Origin of the sequence: Staphylococcus lugdunensis, assembly GCF_001558775.1 — a bacterium.
In the GTDB taxonomy this organism is placed as follows: Bacteria; Bacillota; Bacilli; order Staphylococcales; family Staphylococcaceae; genus Staphylococcus; species Staphylococcus lugdunensis.
In genome coordinates this window covers 2,297,336-2,311,921 of sequence record NZ_CP014022.1, presented here as the reverse complement: position 1 = coordinate 2,311,921, position 14,586 = coordinate 2,297,336, and the positions used below count along the sequence as shown (strand labels likewise).

Annotated in this window: 13 protein-coding genes; 1 reads left to right on the top strand and 12 read right to left on the bottom strand. The window is 32.7% G+C overall.

Annotated features, from left to right (window positions below; translation table 11 throughout):
* Nucleotides 1-252: 252 nt before the first annotated feature.
* The 7 genes from AL499_RS10770 to AL499_RS10740 form a co-directional block, all read right to left on the bottom strand.
* Nucleotides 253-1,317, bottom strand: coding sequence for an Mrp/NBP35 family ATP-binding protein (locus tag AL499_RS10770; RefSeq protein ID WP_002492226.1), 1,065 nt, complete (start codon nt 1,315-1,317; stop codon nt 253-255).
* A gap of 133 nt (nt 1,318-1,450) precedes the next feature.
* The gene (locus AL499_RS10765) at nt 1,451-2,887 is read right to left on the bottom strand and encodes an MDR family MFS transporter (protein ID WP_002492273.1); all 1,437 of its coding nucleotides are present in this window, start codon (nt 2,885-2,887) and stop codon (nt 1,451-1,453) included.
* A 77-nt stretch (nt 2,888-2,964) separates the two neighbouring features.
* Nucleotides 2,965-3,432, bottom strand: coding sequence for a SepA family multidrug efflux transporter (locus AL499_RS10760; protein ID WP_002478927.1), 468 nt, complete (start codon nt 3,430-3,432; stop codon nt 2,965-2,967).
* Nucleotides 3,433-3,537: 105 nt separating this feature from the next.
* Nucleotides 3,538-4,869, bottom strand: a complete 1,332-nt coding sequence (gene sdrM, locus AL499_RS10755) for a multidrug efflux MFS transporter SdrM (protein WP_002478926.1) — start codon at nt 4,867-4,869, stop codon at nt 3,538-3,540.
* 158 nt (nt 4,870-5,027) lie between these two features.
* Nucleotides 5,028-5,714, bottom strand: coding sequence for a PAQR family membrane homeostasis protein TrhA (trhA, locus tag AL499_RS10750; RefSeq protein ID WP_002459981.1), 687 nt, complete (start codon nt 5,712-5,714; stop codon nt 5,028-5,030).
* Between the two features lie 15 nt (nt 5,715-5,729).
* On the bottom strand, nt 5,730-6,920 hold the full coding sequence (locus AL499_RS10745; RefSeq protein ID WP_037540597.1) for a UTP--glucose-1-phosphate uridylyltransferase: 1,191 nt from the start codon (nt 6,918-6,920) through the stop codon (nt 5,730-5,732).
* A gap of 258 nt (nt 6,921-7,178) precedes the next feature.
* Complete coding sequence (locus tag AL499_RS10740; protein WP_002492221.1) at nt 7,179-7,694, bottom strand: metal-dependent hydrolase; 516 nt, start codon at nt 7,692-7,694, stop codon at nt 7,179-7,181.
* Nucleotides 7,695-7,871: 177 nt separating this feature from the next.
* On the opposite strand from AL499_RS10740, the gene AL499_RS10735 reads away from it, so the two are divergent.
* The gene (locus AL499_RS10735) at nt 7,872-8,132 is read left to right on the top strand and encodes a SunI/YnzG family protein (RefSeq protein ID WP_002459987.1); all 261 of its coding nucleotides are present in this window, start codon (nt 7,872-7,874) and stop codon (nt 8,130-8,132) included.
* A 238-nt stretch (nt 8,133-8,370) separates the two neighbouring features.
* On the opposite strand, the gene AL499_RS10730 is transcribed toward AL499_RS10735, so the two are convergent.
* From AL499_RS10730 to AL499_RS10710, 5 genes are all read right to left on the bottom strand, one after another.
* Nucleotides 8,371-9,741 (bottom strand): YjiH family protein, encoded by a 1,371-nt coding sequence (locus AL499_RS10730; protein ID WP_002478923.1) that lies wholly within the window; start codon nt 9,739-9,741, stop codon nt 8,371-8,373.
* 264 nt (nt 9,742-10,005) lie between these two features.
* Entirely contained in the window at nt 10,006-10,971 is a 966-nt protein-coding gene (locus AL499_RS10725; protein ID WP_002459989.1) for a FecCD family ABC transporter permease, read from the bottom strand.
* Nucleotides 10,964-11,992, bottom strand: a complete 1,029-nt coding sequence (locus tag AL499_RS10720; protein WP_002492231.1) for a FecCD family ABC transporter permease — start codon at nt 11,990-11,992, stop codon at nt 10,964-10,966. Before AL499_RS10720 ends, AL499_RS10725 begins: the two co-directional genes overlap by 8 nt.
* A gap of 17 nt (nt 11,993-12,009) precedes the next feature.
* Entirely contained in the window at nt 12,010-13,005 is a 996-nt protein-coding gene (locus tag AL499_RS10715) for an ABC transporter substrate-binding protein (RefSeq protein ID WP_002492277.1), read from the bottom strand.
* 490 nt (nt 13,006-13,495) lie between these two features.
* Nucleotides 13,496-14,584 (bottom strand): alanine racemase, encoded by a 1,089-nt coding sequence (locus tag AL499_RS10710; RefSeq protein ID WP_002492241.1) that lies wholly within the window; start codon nt 14,582-14,584, stop codon nt 13,496-13,498.
* Nucleotides 14,585-14,586 lie beyond the last annotated feature (2 nt).

Here is a 14,586-nt window from a genome sequence, read left to right as displayed (position 1 = left end):
AAGTTTTACACCATTTCAATCTTCTTTAAAATTGCTTTACAATTGTTTTTCGACGACTTTTATATCTTATCAAGACTGTTTGTATAAGTCAATCATTAAATCGATATAAATTAAAATAATTATGTGTGCATAAAGTTAGATGTATTATAGCTCACAAATGAATATTCTATCATCTTTTATAAATAATGCAATAGAAAAAGGTGCACTTATAAAAATAAATTAAAGTGCACCTTAATTGATACATAATCACCGTTATTTTATAGTACTTGCAATCACCTTTTGTGCGATAGACGTATAAATTTTTCCTAGTCTATCATTTGGTTGATATATGGATGGTGAAAAATCTTTAGGATTCCATGATGGCTGTTCAAGTGGCAATTCGCCTAATAATTGTGTATTAAGTTCATCAGCTAACTTCATGCCGCCGCCTTTACCAAAGACATACTCTTTATTTCCTGTTTCTTTACTTTCAAAGTAACTCATATTTTCAATAACACCGATTATTGAATGTTCCGTATGCTTTGCCATTGCCCCAGCTCGTGCAGCGACAAATGCAGCAGTTGGATGTGGTGTCGTTACTATAATTTCCTTACTTGAAGGTAACATCGTATGGACATCTAGTGCAACATCTCCGGTGCCAGGAGGTAAATCTAGAATCAAGTAATCTAATTCTCCCCATTTTACTTCAGTAAAGAAATTCGTTAGCATCTTTCCAAGCATCGGACCGCGCCAAATAACGGGTGCATTTTCTTCAACGAAAAATGCCATTGAGATAACTTTCACACCATATCTTTCGACTGGAATTACTGTCTTTCCTTCAATGCCCGGTTTCTCATCAATTCCCATCATATCGGGGACACTAAAACCATATATATCAGCATCAACAAGACCTACTTTTTTCCCTTCTCTTGCTAAAGCAACTGCGAGATTTACAGCTACGGTTGATTTTCCTACGCCACCTTTACCAGAAGCAATGGCAATAAATTCTACTGGATTATCTTTTGACAATAAGCCTTCAATTGTATTAGGCTGCTCTTTAGTAGTTCCACGATATTGTTCTACAATTTCGTCCGGTAATTGTTCAAATCTTATTCCTACTGTATTTGCCCCATTTTCTTTCAATGTGTTGACAATTTTCATCTGAAGATCTAATTGTGTTTTTCCACCAAGTTGAGCCATAGCAACCTTCACGCTGACATGTTCGATTTCTTCTTTTATTTTTATTTCTTTAATGCCGTTGATTTCACTCAAGGGCACATTAAGTATTGGATCTTTAATTGCACCAACGAGCGCGCTTACTTTTTCTTCTGATAACAACTTTAATCCCCCTTTTAGTTGTTTTAATACTATTCATTATGTATTATTTTAACATTCGAATTCAGTATAAACGTTTTATAATTATAAAAAAAGCAGTTAGCTCAAGCCTTTACACTGAGCAAACTGCTAAATTTTATAATTTACGGCTAATGGTAGTCTTCTTTTCTTGAATAAAAAATGAGCATATAAATGCAATGATAATGAAAGCAGTTACGACCATAAATGCTAAATCTACTCCTGCCGCCACAGCTTGTCTTTGAGCTACTACCTTACTCGTTTCTTGAGAAATAGAAGATTGTATCCATTTAGCACCAATACTCATCAATGTTACCATTAGTCCAGTCCCCAGGGATCCAGCCATGACGCGTGCAAAATTCATAATAGCTGTTCCGTGCGAAATATCTTTATTGTCGAGCACGTTAATCCCTGTGGTATTAATTGGCATCATTAGTAAAGAGATTGCTACTAATCTCAATGCATAGATTATAACTAGAAACATATAAGATGAATCATACTGCAAGAAACATAATGGTAACGTAGCTAGTATGAGTAGAATAAATCCAGTATAAACGAGTGGTTTAAGACCATATTTATCATAAAACTTTCCAGTAAATATAGATAATATACCATTTAATATTGCGCCAGGCATAATGACCATACCTGATAAAAACGCAGACAATCCTAAACTATTTTGCACATATAATGGAATAAGTAATGCAGGACCGACATTCGTCATCATTAAAATCATAGAAGTAATCGTACTAAATGTAAAAACTCTACTTTTAAATACGCGCAAGTTTAAAATAGGATTATCGATGTGTAGCTGTCTATAAATAAAGATACCTACAATCGTGAGACCAATTACAAATGAAACTACGACTAATAAATTAGTAAATCCTAAGTTGCCCGCACTACTAAATGCATATAATATCAATCCAAAACCAAGTGTTGAATATATCACAGAACGCTTATCCAACATCGTATATTTAATGTCATTATAACTCGTTAAAGCGCTACATCCGAAAATAAAAATAACAGCTGAAATAGCCACAACTATTATGAATGGCACACGCCAACTCGTATTATCGATGATTAATCCCGAAAATGCAGGCCCTATCGCAGGTGCCATTTGAATGACTAAGCCAGCTAAACCCATGGCAAAACCTCTTTTTTCTTTTGAAAATAAAGAAAATAAGGTGAATTGCATCAAAGGCATGATAACGCCGGCTCCCATAGCTTGAACTACTCGGGCGATCATAAGCACTGCAAAATTAGGTGCAATTGCTGCAATAATAGAACCTAATAAAAATGTTCCCATAGAGGCAATGAATAAAGTCTTACTTTTAACTCTATCCATCAAGTATGCAGTCAGTGGAATCATTGTCCCATTAACTAGCATAAACCCCGTTACAAGCCATTGTGCTATATTTTCACTGATATTTAACTCTCGCATAATGTGAGGAAGTGCAGTATTTAACAGTGTTTGGTTAAGAATCGCGATGAATGCACTAAGTAACATTACTGCTACAATGATATTTCGTTTATGTTTAGATATCGATTCAGCCACCATATTACTTCCTTTCATCAAAGTAAACTATTTAATTATTTTTCCAATTTCTGTCTTATTAAACAAGGGTTTTGCTCACATTATGAGTTACGTTGATTTCTATTTAAATTTTCACTATCAGGATAAAAGACAATTTTACACATATATAAAAAGCCAATAATGAGCATAATTACCCAAAAATCTATTTTAATATATGCGTAGTTAATATGAATGACAAAGTAAAAAAGAATGGTTGTTACTACATATGATATGAGATGAAAGGTACCACCATTAAAATAATCATTTTCTGGTAATTTTTTTCTAAAATAGTCCATTAAATGTTCTATAGCAAAAAAGATAAAATAACCAAAAACAATGTAGCTACCATAATATATTAAATTGTCTATGAAACTTTTATCATAATCAAAACTTCCTAGATGAAAGTATATGAGCAAACGACTTAAACCAAACAGCCCAAACCCTAAGAAAGTTAAAAATACTGCTCCGGAGACAACAAAGACAGCAAAAACTAATAATGTTACTAATATGTTGTTATTAAATCGTTTCATTCTTTCTGCCTCCTCCTAAAATTATACAATAGTATTTTAACACTATTTAGTAGCTATTGATATGGAAAGACCGCCTATCATAATAGATAAACGGTCAGATGAAAATTAATCATGCTGTTCTTTATACGTCCATGACCATGAAATCATTAAAATAATCATTAATATAACAATACTTCCTAAAATGTTCTGTAAATTTGCTCCAAACAATCCATGTGTCGTTGCATATAAGTACCCCATCAAAGAAGAACCTACTGAGGAGCCCAAGTTTTTAGTCAGAGCATAAAATGACATCATTTTTTTCATATATATAGGACTTGTTTCTTCTTGCACGATTACACTATCCTTTGTATAAACAAATCCAAAGCTTAAACCAGCAAAAATCACCGCAGTCGCAATGAGCAATGGTAAATCTAAATTTAAATAGATAATTATACTCGCAACAAGTAGCACTGTAAACGCTCCAATATACAGCATTTTTCTACTACATAAATTTTCAATTTTAGCCAAATTAAAATTCAAAATAATCCAAGCTACAGATAAAGGAAATATGATGAAACCACTTTGCAATGGAGATAATCCCAAATGATCTTGCAAATAGATTGGAATATATAAATTATAGCCCATGAGCGAAAGTGCAATAACAAAGTCTGTAATAAATACTAACGTTATTGATCGATTAAATTCAACAATAGGTAAAAAAGGTTGCTTTATTTGCGCTTCAAATTTAAACAAACCGAACAATACAATGACAGCTAATAGAATACTTATAATATTTATTACTATCATATGTTGATAAAGTAGTCCTATCATTAATAACAAAATAAATATATAAAATAATGTAATGCCTTTAACATCAAAGTTAGACGCTTTAACTTCCTGTTCATTAGGAAAGTGGTAAGTTATAAAGACAAGTATAATAGCAATGATAGCAATAGGTATATTAATAAAAAATAGCCAATGCCATGTTGCAAATTCTAAAATGCCTCCCCCAAGTACAGGGCCAATAATACTAGAGACACCCCAAACACTACCAACTATACCCATAATTTTATATCTTAGAGGAATTTCAAATGCTAATTTTGGCACAATTTGAGTTAACGACATCATTACCCCTGCACCAAGTCCTTGAATAGCTCTTGACGTAATTAAAAATGCAAATGTTGGACTAAGGCCAGACATTAAACTTCCAAGACCAAATAAAAATAATCCTGTTGCAGCTATGTATATAATTTTGTATCTAGTCAGCAATTCTCCAACAATAGGATTGGCTATTACAAGAGCAACAAAATATATTGTAAAAACTAATGATATATTGTTTCCAGCATGGAGGTCTTCTCTTATAGTAGGCATGGCTAAAGAAATAATCGAAGTTTCAATTGCAGCCATAAACATTGTTAAAATCAGGGCAACAACCACACCAATTGATTTTAATCTCATATTAGATACCTCCCTTTCTTTCAAAATATTGCCTATATATATTATCAATGTTTGTAATTAAAGTATATATCACTGCTTAATTATCTTCTTAAAAATATAAAAAATAAGACTGATGGCCTATATGCTAAGACCACCAATCTGTTAATTTATATTATTTATTACATAAAATAGAGGATAGCAATTAAATGGAAAAGTGACGCAAGTACAATAAATAGATGCCATATCATATGAAAATAATTTCTATTCTTTTGAGCATAAAACCAGGCGCCAATAGAATACGCAACTCCACCTAGAAATATAAATAAAATAAACCAAAGCGATGTTCTCATTAAAATGATAGGAAGAAAAATGACGCCTACCCATCCCATTACAAGATATACGATTAAGCTTAATTTAGGATTAACACGGGTCGCAATTGATTTGTATAGAATACCCCAGATGGTTGTTCCCCATAATAAAGTAAATACGGCCCAACCAATCCATCCTCCTACAACATGTAAAAGAACTGGCGTATACGTCCCTGATATTGCAACATAAATCATACTGTGGTCGATAATCCTCAACACATATTTATGAATACTATTATTTTTCATTGTGTGATAAATGGTTGATGATATAAACATTAAGAAAATGCTAATAACAAAAATTGAAACACTTAAAGACTGTAGTGCACCACCATCATTATAACTATGCACTGCTGCATAAGGTAAGATAAGCAACGTCAGAAATGCTGCAACTCCGTGCGAAACAGCATTACCTATTTCTTCTCCAAATGTTAGTGGGATGATGTCTTTAAAACTTTCTACTACTGAATCCTTTGACTTCTTAATTGATATGTGAGGCATCTCTATATCACCGTCCTATGAAATAATATTCATTCGTTCTAAATCAGCTGTCGCTGTAGCTACACTATCTTTACCTTCTTTATTCTTCAACGGTGAAAACTCTTCATCGCGTTCAACTTGTAACGTGATAAAGCTTGTTGCATAACGGAATATATCAAAATAAAATAATTCGAATTTAAGCGTTGGCTTTTCAACTATACCAAAATCTTCATCTAACTGTTTTAAATTTTTAATAGCTAAATGATAAGGTAAATCATAGTTAACAGCTTGATTAATAAAAGCAAGTTTAAATGCATGTATACCAATATTGGCATTATTAAGCTTATTTGCCAATTGCTCATCTAACTCTGAATATTCTAGCACGGTATCTTTACAATCTTTATTAACTAAACGTCCAACACTTTCGCCTTGCTTAGGCTGAATAGATTTAGTTGTTATGTCTAAATCGTGCACAACAGTGAAACCAGCAAATAGCGGATCAAGTACTTTCACTAATACATTATCTATATTATTTAAGAAAATATATTTAACGCCATTATCCATCATCTGATCTAAATACCCGGCTTTTTTCAGTGATTTAAACACCCCACCATTACCATTTGGTGTTTCCATGATATAGCCTTGTTTATTAAGAACCAGCTGACCTTGCTCACTCAACGCTACCATGTTGTCTTGTTTGAAGAAATGGACATTTTCAGCATTAAAACCAAAGAATTGATGATCTTCAAAATATGTAACTGTAGCCTCATGATTAATATCACTTGTCATGATATACCAGTGAATTAAATGTCCAGTTTGATGTTGTAATTTCAATAATTGACGTGCTTGCAATTCAAATAGACTTATTCCTTTAATTTCAAAAGAACCTTTAGGACCTTGATAACCTAACCTTGTGCCTTGTCCCCCAGCCATTAATAATACCGCAAACTCACCATTTCTTATTGCTTCTATACCTTTTTGCTCATATGCATGTTTATCTTTATCATTCATAGCTGCTTGATTTACATAATTAATCTCTGAAATATCATTAATATCATCTATTTGTCGTCGATTAACATATAGATCTTGATATAATGCTTGTATTTCAGCCAAATCTAATGAATCAACCTTCTCCTCTAATTGCTCTTTTTCATTATTACTCATTAATTTTTCATATTCACATAAATGTGCTTGATTATATTTTTCAAGTTTATTTTTATCCAAAATGCTAATACGCTCCTTATGTAAATTACATATCAAATGCTGCTATTGATTACAACATTGTCAATAATAATTTATATTCATTTCAAATCACATCATAATATAAAACGCTTTGGAAGCGGAACAGAATCCATTATGAATTTGTTGTGCTGCCCTGGCAAGGTTGACTTGCATTGAAAAAAGCTTAGTATTAGCGTATTTTCAATCTTAGTCAACTACTACCAAGATTTAGTTCATAACTTAAAACATAATGATGTCCCTAGCTCATGCAAAGTATTTTCCTATATAAAATAAAAAATCCTCAAATGCGGGTTGAAATAAAGTATATGCTGCACCGACTGTTAACGCAGTAGCCAGTGATAAATCCATCCATCCCCCTGTTTTCACGGTAATTGGAAAGTGAATATTCTGAGGAAGTGGATAAAATAATTGAACTCCTCTAGGTGTTAACATATCTAGTATAACATGAGATAGCAATCCCCCGATAATTGAAACTAAATAATACAATGGACTATGAATTAAGACAAGCGCAGATGCAATTAAAAAAACGAATATAAGCGAGTGTGTGAAAGTGCGATGACCAAAAAGTAATCTTATTATAAAACTTATTAATTTTAATCTTCTTCCAATTTTACTTCTCATATGGCATATATCTGGCAATAAACTTGCCATTGTAGCTAACCACATGACAGTAACAGTAGTAAATATATCTGTTTGATAATACTGTGTTGTCCATGCTCCTACTAAAAGACCACACGATGCATGTGTCTTTCCCGTCATAGTTCACACTCCCTTTTCTTTCAAATATAATAGCATAATTTGACCCTAAAAGCGAACATACTTTCGCTCAAATAATTAGTATGTCACAAATTTAAAAAAGTATCACATAAATACTTGAAAACGATTGCAATTTGCATTATTATTAAATTACAAATTGTTAAAAGGAAGTGTTCTATAATGGCAATGACAGTAAAAAAAGATAATAATGAAGTTAGAATTCAATGGCGTGTTGCAGATATTAAAATTCCAACACAAGATATTAAAAACATTTCACAAGACCAAGATATACATGCTGTTCCTGAATTAGATGAGAAAAATATTTCTCGCATTGGATCTACATTCGGTAAAACAAATCGCGTTATTATAGATACTAACGATCACGAATATATTATTTATACACATAACGATCAAAAAGTTTATAACGAACTTACAAAATAATATTTTATAAATTAGCATAGAAGCATTTAGAGCAGTCTGAGACATCATTATGTTTTAGACTATGAACTATATGGCAGCAGTTAGCGGGGCGGGGCTACGAATTCATAATGAATTCTGTTCCGCTCCCCTCATTTTACGTTAATTTAATAAATAACATCCATTCATAAAAAAAGCATACGTAGTTAAAGCCTTATCAGCTTTTTTACGTATGCTTTTACAATTTTTATAACTCATTTTATTACAAAAATAAATGTGCCATTAAAGAAATAATTGGTAACGTAATCAATGTTCTTATTAAGAAAATCATAAATAACTTCCCTACACTTACTGGTATTTTAGAACCTAAAATAACACCGCCAACCTCAGATAAATAGATAAGTTGAGAAATACTTAAAGCACCTACGACAAATCGAGTTATTTCACTATGAGCACCTTGAATTAATATTGAAGGTAAAAACATATCCGCGAAACCAATTATCAAGGTTTGTGATGCTGCAGCAGCTTCCGGAATTTGTAAAATATTTAATAATGGAATAAATGGTTTTCCAATAAATTCAAATACTGGTGTGTAATTAGCAATTATAGTCGCTATTGTTCCGATTGCCATAACTACCGGAAGTACAACAAACCACATATCAATAACCGTTTTAAAGCCAGATTTGAAAAAATTAATAAAACCAGGCGCGTTTAAACCTACTTTCGTCGCTTCTTCTAAGCCATAGCCTAAAGCACTTTTACCCTCTGGCAAATCTTCATCATGAATTGAACCGTTCGTATCTTTAGCATATTCATCTGGAATTGTGTTTAACGGCCAAATTCTTGGCATAATAACAGCTGCAATTAAACATGAAAGTATGACAGATGAATAAAATAATAAGAACCTAGATTCCATGCCAACCGTTCCAGCTATAACAATTGCAAATGTAATAGAAACAACACTAAACGTTGTTGAAATTACAGTTGCCTCTCTTTTTGAGTAAATACCTTTTTCATATTGTTTACTGGTAATGAGCACTCCCACAGTACCATCTCCAATAAATGAGGCCAAGTTATCTACTGTTGAACGACCAGGTAAAGTAAACAATGGTCTCATGACGGGTCTAAACACAGGCCCTAAAAATTCTAACAAGCCATAGTCCATTAAAAATGGTAAAAATAATGCTGCAAAGAAAAAAACTGCAACCAATGTAGGTAATAAATCTGAAAAAATTAATCCACCTGTTTCATTTGAATAAATCACATGAGAGCCAAATTTAAAATAAGTCATCCAGACAAAACATACTGCTAATACTCTTAATATAAGCCAGCCCCATTTAACATTAAAAGCGCTGTACATTAACCCTTCTGGATTCAATTTATTCTTATAGAATGTAGAACATAAAATAGATAATATCCCAGAAAGCGTAACAATAAACAAGATGATTAGTGGCATGGCCTCTCCTAATAGAGATTTAAGTGCGCCTGCTAAATAAGCAACCGGTAACGTTGTGGTTTTTTGACCATCTTGTACAACTGGTACTGGAATTAAAAATAAAATGATACCTATGATGGACATCACAATAAACTTTGCGCGACCTCTAATAATTTCTTTCTTCGAATAACCTTCCATTTAAACACCTTTTCTATTTATATATTGTGTCTACTATATACATTCATTTTGCATTCAGAGTCTAAAAAATCCCCTTAAAACAATTAATAATTTTTGTAAATGCATTTTTATGAATTTTTTCGTATTAATAAACTATATCTTATTTTACCTAAATCTTCAATACCTAAAAAAAGATTGAAATAATATGTCACAAATTGTTACATCCATAAATGTTAAACATTAGATATTACAAATTGCTAAATACTATTTCAATCTCTTAAGTGATTATAATTTTTTCAATAAAAATAGGAAATATGGCACGCCAATAATTGCTATTATGACACCTACTGGGATATCTAAAGGTGGATGTATGCCTCTGGCTAAAGCATCACTGAATAAAATAAGTGCTGCACCTATAAGACCAGACATCAAAACAATATGCAAATAGCGTTGTCCGACAATTGAACGCGCAATATGCGGTGCAATTAATCCTAGAAAACTAATACCACCCACTACTGAAATCGATGCACCTGCAAGAACTACAGATAATATCAGTAATGTCATTTTTAAACCTTTTACTTTGGCACCTAATGCGATTGCCAACTGATCTCCCAAATTTAAAATATCAAGTTGATAACTTAAAATTAAAATCAGTGGAATTGCAATGATAAACCATGGCAAAATCGCCAATACATTTTCAATCGTATGCCCATATAAGCTACCAGTTAGCCATAATAAAGCATTATTTGCATCCATAGGATTTCGTATTAGTAGAAACTGTACAATTGCTGTACAAATCGCACCAATTGCTAATCCAATAAGTGCTAAACTAGACCCTTTTACATTAAATCTAGATATGAGAATAGACAAAATCAAACTAATACATAGCGCACCGATAAATGAACCCACTGGTAATAAAAACAAGGGTGCTGATGGAAAAACCATTATAAGTATAACCGCAGCTAAACTTGCACCTTTAGAGATACCGATAACATCTGGAGATGCTAACGGATTTCTAACTACACCTTGAATTATCGCACCTGAAATCGCTAGACTGCAGCCAACGAGTAAACCTAATAATGTTCTTGGAATTCGATATTCATTTAAAATAAAGTCATCAAAAGTGAACATATGTTTTAACGCATAAATGGGTGAAAACATAGTAGAACCGACACATAAGCTACTGACAAATGCAATCAATAGCACAATCAGCACAATAGTATAACGTCGAATTAGTACTTTTTTAGTCAATTCTTTTCACCCCTTTTAACGTAAATAATAGGAAGTATATAGCGCCGACAAACGACGTCACAATACCTACTGGAGACTCAAATGGAAATGTAATAAGTCTACTTAGTACATCGGAAAGCAATAATAAATCGGCACCAATGATAAACGTTAAAGGAATTAATACTGAATAATTTTGTCCTACATAGTGTTTAACAATATGAGGTACAATTAATCCGATAAATCCGATTGGCCCAACAATAGACACAGACGTACCTGCAAGTACAACGATTAATAAACCAGCTATAATGCGAACTAACTGTGTTTTTTGACCCAATCCTTTGGCGATGTCATCTCCTAGCTCCATAATACTAAGCTGTCTACTAATCATCAATGTAACAACCACCGCAACAATAATCCATGGAACAACTGCCAATAATTGCGTCCATTTTAAACCATTTAATGAACCTACAAGCCAAAACATTACTGTATCGTTTGAATCTTCATTTAATAAAATGATACCTTGCGTTAAGCTGCTAAAAAAGAGATGAATTGCCATTCCAGCAAGCGCTAGTTTAACGGGTGTGATTTGACGTGTCGATCCGGATAAAACATATACCGTTAAACCACCTAAAAATGCGCCTAAAAATGCTAATGGTGTCGCAAAATTTCCTAATGAAGGCACTAATACTGTTACTAATACAACAACAAATGAAGCGCCTGCGTTCACGCCGAAAATTTGAGGTGAAGCTAGCGGATTTCTAGTCATTGCCTGCATTAGCAAACCTGCGAGTGCCAATGCACCACCTATAATTAAGCCCCCAATCATTCGAGGCATTCTTACATTATGAATTAAAAATGTAGCTCTTGATTCATGTGTCGTAAAAAAATAATCTATCACATCGTGAAAATGTATTTTGGATGATCCTACCGCTAAATTAAAGTAGATACAAATAAAAAGAAAGCACAAGCTCACCACATAGGTGAGCATAGTGCGTTTCTTGTTTTGTTTTTCGATAGCGGATTGACTAGATAGTTTTGTCATAGTCTTTCCTTACCACCTTACTTTTGCTCTTTCGTTGATAAATCTACAATTTCTTTCGCCATTTGTTCTGAAGAAATTAAACCACGTGCACGTGCCCATAAGTCTCTATCTACAACATCAACACGATTATGTTTAACTGCATCTAATTTTTTCCAGACTGGATCTTTTTGGAATTCTTTATATGATGGTTCTTCTGGACTTGCTTTATCTGTCATGATAAACATTCTTTGTGGATTAACATCTGCAAGTGTTTCTGAATTTAATTTCAAATATGGTCCTTGTAAATATTTACTTAAACCTTTCGTTACATCATCATTTAATGCTTCTTTGAAACCTAACTCACCTAAAAGTTGTCCAACATATGAGCTACTAGGGTGTGCTAGTAAACCTGATTTAGATGCAACAGCAGGTAATACTTTTTCATTTTTGTCAAATTTGATTTGCTTTTTATATTCTGCCATTAATTTATTATGTTTGTCTAAGCGTTTTTGACCTTGTTTTTCTTTATTCAATGCTTTGGTAATCGTTTTATAAGCGTTTATGTTTTCTTTATAGTCCCCATCAAAGCTTTTCAACATCACTGTTGGTGCAATTTTATTTAATTCTTTATAAATGCCTTTATGACGCTGACTATCAGCAATAATCACATCGGGTTTTGTTTTACTAATTTCTTCTAAATTAGGCTGTTTACGTGTCCCTACTGATGTATAGCCTTTGATTTTATCACGTAATGGTTTGATTATGCGATTTGGTTTGTTATCATCTGCCACACCCACCGGTTTAACATCTAAAGCAGCAAGTGCGTCAATGAATGAGTATTCTAGGACTACTACACGTTTTGCATCTTTAGGGACCTTGACATTCCCTTGTTCTGTTTTAACTTCAATCGTATCTTTTGAAGACGATTTTTTATTAGAACTACTTGATCCATTATCACTGACATTGCCACAAGCAGCAGCAGTTACTAATAAAAACAGTAGCCCAATGATACTTATGTATTTCCAAGCCTTCATTCCATGTCACTCCTTAATTATAGTATTTACATTATATAGTGTATTGATAACGATTATCAATGTCAACCTAATTTTATTAAAATTTATATAGAGAAAATATGTTGTGTAAATACAAATGTTATTTATTTTATCTAAAATATTTCCTATTGATTAAAGATCGAAACAAGGATAAGTCAAGCATAGATTCTGGTAAAACAGTCTGGGACAGAATTCCTAGAAAAATACTGAGCGGGACAGAATTCATAATGAATTCGTAGTCCCGCCCCGGCTAGGTTGACTAGGATTGAAAAAATTTGGTATAAGCGTATTTTCAATCCAGTCAACAACTAACAATGGAAACTTCAACATTATTACGTTACATTTTTTACACAGACTATTTTTATATAAGTCTTAATATAATAGATTCTGTTACTGTTTATGTTCTTAAACATATGACAATCAAACTAATTATCACAATTTATACCAATCATATCCTTTATTGCTCTGCTTCTTAATTTTTTAGATGTTGATGGTGTTGATGACATTGTCGCATCGTATTTTTATCAAAATTTGCAATTAACGCATTTATAAGGTCATCATTTACATAATTCTTTTCTAAATGGCGCATATACATTGACTGGGTTAGTGCTTCATGACCTAAAGTAAAGGTTATGGTATCGCCTAATTGATAGCCATCTTGATTATTTAAGTCAATCATTAAATAGTCGCTTGATGCACCTTTAATTTTCAATTCTTTATCCATCGGTTGAATGTTGTTAGTCACTGTATCTATATAACCAATATTGACGATAGCTTGTAAATATGACTGCTTTGTCTCCATATTTACTCTTGGCTTAATTTCGATAATTTGCGCTTCTAACGTAATCGCATGTTGATATAAATTAGGCATAGGCTGACCTGACGTAGTATTTTCACCCCTAAATAATGTATCACCAATGCGTAGGTCATTAATTTTTCCTAAGTCATTATACATTAATTGTGGCAACATACTGGAATTGCCCCCAGAGATAAGTTTTAAACGATATCCAAGTTCTTTCTCTACCGCACAAATAAATTGATTCATCGTAAAAATATCATCATCACTAGGTGCCTCAGATTTAAAACTCATAAAATTAAATGCCAACCCAATAACTTTGATATGTTTTAAAGACATAATTTCATGTAAATATTGCAACACATCATAGGTTAAAACACCTTCACGTCCATCTTTCCAGTCCACCATCAACACAATTTGATGCGTAGTCCCTAAGGTCTGTGCAACCTCATTTAAACGATATATTGACGTTAGTTCTGTTTGAACACTTATCTTAACATGCTGAATAATCTCTTTATCACAGTCTTCTGCATGGGATTTCAACAGGATAAAATTTACATCTGGATCACCAAATCGCTGAATATTAGCTAACCTCGAATCTGCTATTTCAGTTAATCCTACTTGCTTCAAAACCTTCAAAATTTCACGATCACCTGCAATCGCTGTGACAACTGGTGTAAAGTTAATATCTTTTGAAGCTAAAAAAGACTGCAATACTTGAGCATTATATTTAATTTTAGCTAAATTAATATTCAATTTAGGCATGA

Bases quoted from the DNA above. Each gene is read 5' to 3' on its own strand.
- AL499_RS10765 (WP_002492273.1), bottom strand. From the start codon at position 2,887: ATGGTGGCTGAATCGATATCTAAACATAAACGAAATATCATTGTAGCA.
- AL499_RS10760 (WP_002478927.1), bottom strand. From the start codon at position 3,432: ATGAAACGATTTAATAACAACATATTAGTAACATTATTAGTTTTTGCT.
- sdrM (WP_002478926.1), bottom strand. From the start codon at position 4,869: ATGAGATTAAAATCAATTGGTGTGGTTGTTGCCCTGATTTTAACAATG.
- trhA (WP_002459981.1), bottom strand. From the start codon at position 5,714: ATGCCTCACATATCAATTAAGAAGTCAAAGGATTCAGTAGTAGAAAGT.
- AL499_RS10740 (WP_002492221.1), bottom strand. From the start codon at position 7,694: ATGACGGGAAAGACACATGCATCGTGTGGTCTTTTAGTAGGAGCATGG.
- AL499_RS10735 (WP_002459987.1), top strand. From the start codon at position 7,872: ATGGCAATGACAGTAAAAAAAGATAATAATGAAGTTAGAATTCAATGG.
- AL499_RS10730 (WP_002478923.1), bottom strand. From the start codon at position 9,741: ATGGAAGGTTATTCGAAGAAAGAAATTATTAGAGGTCGCGCAAAGTTT.
- AL499_RS10720 (WP_002492231.1), bottom strand. From the start codon at position 11,992: ATGACAAAACTATCTAGTCAATCCGCTATCGAAAAACAAAACAAGAAA.
- AL499_RS10715 (WP_002492277.1), bottom strand. From the start codon at position 13,005: ATGAAGGCTTGGAAATACATAAGTATCATTGGGCTACTGTTTTTATTA.
- AL499_RS10710 (WP_002492241.1), bottom strand. From the start codon at position 14,584: ATGCCTAAATTGAATATTAATTTAGCTAAAATTAAATATAATGCTCAA.